The following is a 5,019-nucleotide window of genomic DNA, read 5'->3' on the forward strand; positions in this document are numbered from 1 at the left end:
GCCGTCGATCCAGTCATCGAGGACGACGATCCACTCGGCGTCATAGTCGCCGGCTTCGTTCGGGTCGTCGATGATCATCGGTGCGTACAGGCCTCGGTCGAGCTGGACTCCGACGTGGGGGTGGAAGAAGTAGGTGCCCGGGTCGGGTGCGGTGAACTCGTACACGTATTTGGTTCCGGAGCTGATCGGGTCCTGGGTCAGGCCGGGCACGCCGTCGGCGGCGTTGCGCAGCCGGATCCCGTGCCAGTGGATCGTGGTGTCGGCCGGGAGCTGGTTATCCAGGGACACCCGCAGGAAGTCCCCGGAACTGGCCCGGACCAGCGGCCCGGGGAGCTTCCCGTCGTACGCCCAGGTCGACACGGTTCGACCGCCGAGGTCGAGACTGACCGGCTTGGCCACCAAAGTCTTCTCGACGAGACGTTGGCCCGGCGACGGGGAGAGCGGGGCCGGGGCGCCGAAGGTGCGCGACGGCATACCTGCCTTCCCCGGCACGGATGTGGTGCATGCGGCCACGGTGGCGGTGGCGGCGATGCCGAATCCGCCGAGGAGGATGTTCCGGCGCGAGAGCAGGGGGGAGGTCATGGTTCCTTTCACGGTGGGGTCAGTGGCCATCGACGATCAGGCGGCGTCGTTGCTCGTACTCCTCGACGCTCACCTCGCCGCGCGCCAGGGATTCCTTGAGCAGCGTCAACGGATCGGGGCGATCCATGCCGCCCCCCTGCCGATCCCGGGCCGGGAGCAGGGCGCGAACCACCAGGACCACGGCGATCCAGAACGTCAGGGTTCCGGCGGCCATCAGCAGCCACATCCACCAGCCCATGCCGTACCCGTTGCCCCACATCATCGGTGCTCTCCTAACGCTGTCTGGTCGGCCTCGAGGAGGCGGACATGACCACTGTCCGTGGGCGACCTCAAGGCCCGGCCGTGGTCACGTTGAGATTTGACGAAGATCGTCCCCGAGAAAGGCCGGGAGTGGACGAGGTTCGCTCTTGAGCCGGGAGACTGAGGCGGTGAGCACGAACCCCACACCACCACCGACAAGGGTGCTGGTCATCGAGGACGAGACCACGCTGGCCGGCCTGATCGCCGCCTACCTGTCCCGGGCCGGGTACGCCACGACGACCGTCCACACCGGACCCGACGGGGTGCAGGCCGTGCGCGACCACGCCCCCGATGTCGTCATCCTCGACTTGGGGTTGCCCGGGCTGGATGGCATCGAGGTATGCCGCCAGATCCGAACCTTCTCCGACTGCTACGTCATTGTCGTCACCGCCCGCAAGGACGAGGTCGACACCCTCATCGGCCTGTCCGTGGGCGCGGACGACTACGTCACCAAACCGTTCAGCGTCCGCGAACTCCTCGCCCGCGTCCAGACCGTGCTGCGCCGCCCCCGGAGCGGGCCCACGAGCGCATCAGAGACCTCGAGCAGCGAAGCGATCCGAGTGTTCGGGATACTCCGTGTTGACTTTAACGGTCATCGCGTCCACTTGGCCGACACCGAGGTGGCCCTGACTCCGACGGAACGGGACCTCCTCATCACGCTGGCTCGACGACCCACGATGGCCTTCACCCGTCGCCAGCTCATCGATGACATCTGGGGAACCGACTGGGTCGGGGACGAGCACCTCGTCGATGTCCACGTTGCCCACCTGCGCCGCAAACTCGGCGACGATCCCGACGCCGGCCGCTACGTCACGACCGTGCGAGGCATCGGCTACCGGATGGGACAAGGATGACCACCACCCACAGCCCCTCGTCGACCGGTCTCGCGACCAGGCTCCTGGCCGGTCAGGCCATCGTCCTGGTGGCCGGCGCACTGACCGTGGGACTGGTCGCAGCCGTCATCGGGCCCCCGATCTTCCACCAGCACCTTCTCGAAGCCGGACACCAGCAGAACTCTCCCGAGCTCGTCCACATCGAGATGGCCTACCGCGACGCATCCCTCATCTCCGTTGGGATCGGTCTGCTCATCTCGCTGCTCGCCGCAGGCGCCGTCACCTGGTTCCTCACCCGCCGACTGCGCCGCCCCCTCGAGCAAGTCACCCACGCGGCCCGCGAACTGACCATGGGGCACTACGCCATCCGCGTCCCTGCGATCGCTGCCGGCACCGAACTCGAAACCCTCGCCGCAGCCTTCAACACCATGGCGGCCCGACTCGACAGCGTCGAAGACACCCGTCGCAGAATGCTCTCGGACCTGGCCCACGAACTCCGCACCCCCATCGCCACCATCAGCGCGTACCACGAAGGCCTCCACGACGGCGTAACCAGCCTCGGTCCCGAGTCCAGGGCCGCACTGGAGGAACAGACCCAACGGCTGGCCCGTCTCGCCGACGACATCGACGAAGTCTCCACCGCAGAGGAAGGCCGACTTGCGCTCGACCTCCGCAGCCACCATGTCACCGACCTGCTCTGGGCCGCACACGAAGGCATGCGCGACCGGTACGCCACCAAAGGCGTGAATCTCCTCATCGACGAGCGATCAGTGGCCGGACGCCAGGTACTGGTGGACAGAAGCCGCATCGGACAGGTCCTGACCAACCTCCTGAACAATGCCCTACGCCACACCCCGGCTGGCGGCACCGTCATGATTTCGGCGGCCGGCGATCGCGACCAAGTCGGCATCACCGTCAGCGACAACGGTGACGGCATGACGCCCGAGCAACTCGACCACGCCTTCGAGCGGTTCTACCGAGGCGACGCAGCACGCACCCGGGACCGCACCGGCTCAGGCATCGGCCTGACGATCAGCCGGGCCATCATCAACGCCCACGGCGGCAGCCTCACCGCAGCCAGCGCAGGCCCGGACCACGGCAGCACGCTCACCATCAACCTGCCTACCCCGTAGCAGCACCCCAAATCAGCGCCTCAGCCTCCTTGACCGCGAGCGACGCCGACCTGACGGCTCATCCCAATCCGAGGTGTAGGTGGGCCTGAGGGTATGGCGCGTCGGTGACTGGGTTGGCGTCAAGGTCTCCCTGAGGATGGAAGTTCTCACACTCCCCATCCGCAATACCTTCCCCGGAGGGGGGAACCCCCAGATGCGCCTGACGCTACCTTCACTTCGCCCGACCTGACCGTGTTCACCGGTCTCGATCATCTGGGGTTGGAAGTCACCGGGCATCCGGTAAAGACGCAGAACGCGGTCCAGGCCTGCCGTGTCGTCGAGCCCGACGACTGGTGCCACCGGTGTGGAGAGCAGGGCGTGGCTCGGGGGAAACGGTGCAGCGACAGCTGGCGCATGTGCCGTTCGGGTGGCGACCGCCGATGCTGTTGGTCACGGTGCGTCGCTACAGGTGCACCGGGTGAGGTCATGTGTGGCGTCAGGACCCCTCGCAGGCGGCGATGCCGGGGGCGAAGATCTCCCGGGCCTGGGTGGCGTGGGCACTGGCTGGCCCTGGGGTGAGGTCGTAATGCTTTACTACTCTCGTGACCCGCCAGTCTTCCGTTCATCCGTCCCGGAGTCAGGTGCTCGGTTCTGCGATCGCCCAAGCGCGTCGGGAGTTCGCCATGACGCAGGGGCAACTCGCAATCGCCTCCGGGGTGGGACTTGAGACATTGCGAAAGCTCGAGCAGGGGCACGTCGAACAGCCTGGAGTGTTTCGGATCGCCGCCATCGCGGACGCCCTGAAGACGACCGTGGACGCGCTGCTGCCGGCGCGACCGAATCGAGTGTCGTCCGTTGGGTATGAAGGCTGCGAGATCACAACCTTCATCGACGCGATCCAAGCGGCCGGCATTGATCTGGTCGCCGACGTCCGCCTCACACCGTTGAGCCGGAAGCAGGGGTTCAGCAAGGCGCGCCTGGGCGCGGCTCTCGGAGACATAGGGGTGCGATACGAACATCTGCGGTCTTTGGGGAATGCCAAGGAGAACCGGCCACTGTTTGCCGGCGCAGAGTTGGAGGTCGGGCGGGCACGCTATCGGGCTGGCCTTCGGACCCCCGAGGCGCGGCACGCGCTCGGTGAGCTCGCCTCTTGGAGGCAGGAGCATCATGTCGCTCTGCTCTGCTTCGAGAGGGACGAGGAGCGGTGCCATCGCTCAGTCGTGCTCGAGGAGCTCGCTCAGTTGGGGTAGTACACACCGAGCACGTGGAACACGTGGTGGCGTTTGGCTTGGTTGCCCACAAAGAAGGCGGGTGTCCGGGGCGGCTTGAACATAATGTCGACGAACCGCTCCTTGAGCGCGGCGCGGACAGCGGCCTCGGTGCTGTTACCGAGGCGGCGTTGGAGCGCTACGAACTCCCAGTCGATGATGCTCTGGTCGTGGCTCTTGCATTGAGGGTCGTAGCATTTCCATCGGTAGTGACCCTCGAGTCGTGGAGCCTGGAGCGGGCTCTTGTCTGAGTCGTCGAACAAGTCCATCTGGTTCACGTACGCGTCGATCTTGGCCTGTTCTTCTGGCGTCCAGCCGGCGTGATCAGTGATCCGCAGATCGATCAGTTCCCGTACAGGGACGAGCCCGAGCGATGGCGCCGCCGATGCCTGCTGGTTCTGCCGGTTCAGTTCGCACATGGTGTCCACAGTCGTTGGGTCGAGAAGTGCACGACGACGCTTCCAGGGATCGAGGTGGTCGATCACGACCATGGTGGACATATCCGGTTGCCATGACTCGACACGGGAGTCGCCGGTGGCGGGCGTGGCCCTGACTCGGATGATGTCGTATTTCTTGAACTTCTGGTCCTGCTCGAGGAATCGGAAGTTGATGGGGTACAGGCGGATCCAGCGCGCTTCTGTGCGGCCGCGGGAAAGCCCAAGGCCGGCCACGCATACCGTCTCGCCCGCTTTCGCTGACGGGTTGGGCGCGGCTTTGACGGTGATGAGGACCTCCAGTTCGTCCGGGCGGGCGGGCTTTGGAACCTCCCGGTCTGGCCCGCCGAACAGAGCACCTTGGCTGGGCACGTCAGCCCTTCTCTCGGTCGAGTCTGGCGAGCATGTAGTCCGCGACTGTGGCGGCTTCGCGGACGACGAGCATGGCGAGATCCTCGGAGACACCGCTGGGCAGAGTCCGGCCGTGGCT

Annotated in this window: 6 protein-coding genes and 1 pseudogene; 4 read left to right on the forward strand and 3 right to left on the reverse strand. The window is 66.1% G+C overall.

Going from position 1 to position 5,019, the window contains the following annotated elements:
* Both KILIM_RS21530 and KILIM_RS21535 read right to left on the reverse strand, forming a co-directional pair.
* Window positions 1-582 (reverse strand): multicopper oxidase domain-containing protein (locus KILIM_RS21530; RefSeq protein ID WP_006594878.1); only part of this gene is annotated, 582 nt, incomplete at its 3' end.
* Window positions 583-601: 19 nt separating this feature from the next.
* On the reverse strand, window positions 602-844 hold the full coding sequence (locus tag KILIM_RS21535; protein WP_006594879.1) for an SHOCT domain-containing protein: 243 nt from the start codon (window positions 842-844) through the stop codon (window positions 602-604).
* Between the two features lie 166 nt (window positions 845-1,010).
* Here KILIM_RS21535 and KILIM_RS21540 point away from each other — a divergent pair, with 166 nt between their 5' ends.
* From KILIM_RS21540 to KILIM_RS21550, 4 genes and pseudogenes are all read left to right on the forward strand, one after another.
* Window positions 1,011-1,736 (forward strand): response regulator, encoded by a 726-nt coding sequence (locus tag KILIM_RS21540; RefSeq protein ID WP_040564081.1) that lies wholly within the window; start codon window positions 1,011-1,013, stop codon window positions 1,734-1,736.
* On the forward strand, window positions 1,733-2,848 hold the full coding sequence (locus KILIM_RS21545) for a sensor histidine kinase (RefSeq protein ID WP_006594881.1): 1,116 nt from the start codon (window positions 1,733-1,735) through the stop codon (window positions 2,846-2,848). The genes KILIM_RS21540 and KILIM_RS21545 overlap by 4 nt, the downstream gene beginning before the upstream one ends.
* A gap of 225 nt (window positions 2,849-3,073) precedes the next feature.
* Window positions 3,074-3,390: pseudogene (locus tag KILIM_RS25240) on the forward strand (ISL3 family transposase); the annotation flags it as partial.
* Window positions 3,391-3,429: 39 nt separating this feature from the next.
* Window positions 3,430-4,077 (forward strand): DUF488 family protein, N3 subclade, encoded by a 648-nt coding sequence (locus KILIM_RS21550; protein ID WP_157044302.1) that lies wholly within the window; start codon window positions 3,430-3,432, stop codon window positions 4,075-4,077.
* Here the strand turns inward: KILIM_RS21550 and KILIM_RS21555 are convergent.
* Window positions 4,065-4,901: a DUF8757 domain-containing protein gene (locus tag KILIM_RS21555; protein ID WP_006594883.1), complete on the reverse strand. Its 837-nt coding sequence runs from the start codon at window positions 4,899-4,901 to the stop codon at window positions 4,065-4,067. The genes KILIM_RS21550 and KILIM_RS21555 overlap by 13 nt on opposite strands.
* Window positions 4,902-5,019 lie beyond the last annotated feature (118 nt).

The organism is Kineosphaera limosa NBRC 100340 (genome assembly GCF_000298215.1).
GTDB lineage: Bacteria > Actinomycetota > Actinomycetes > Actinomycetales > Dermatophilaceae > Kineosphaera > Kineosphaera limosa.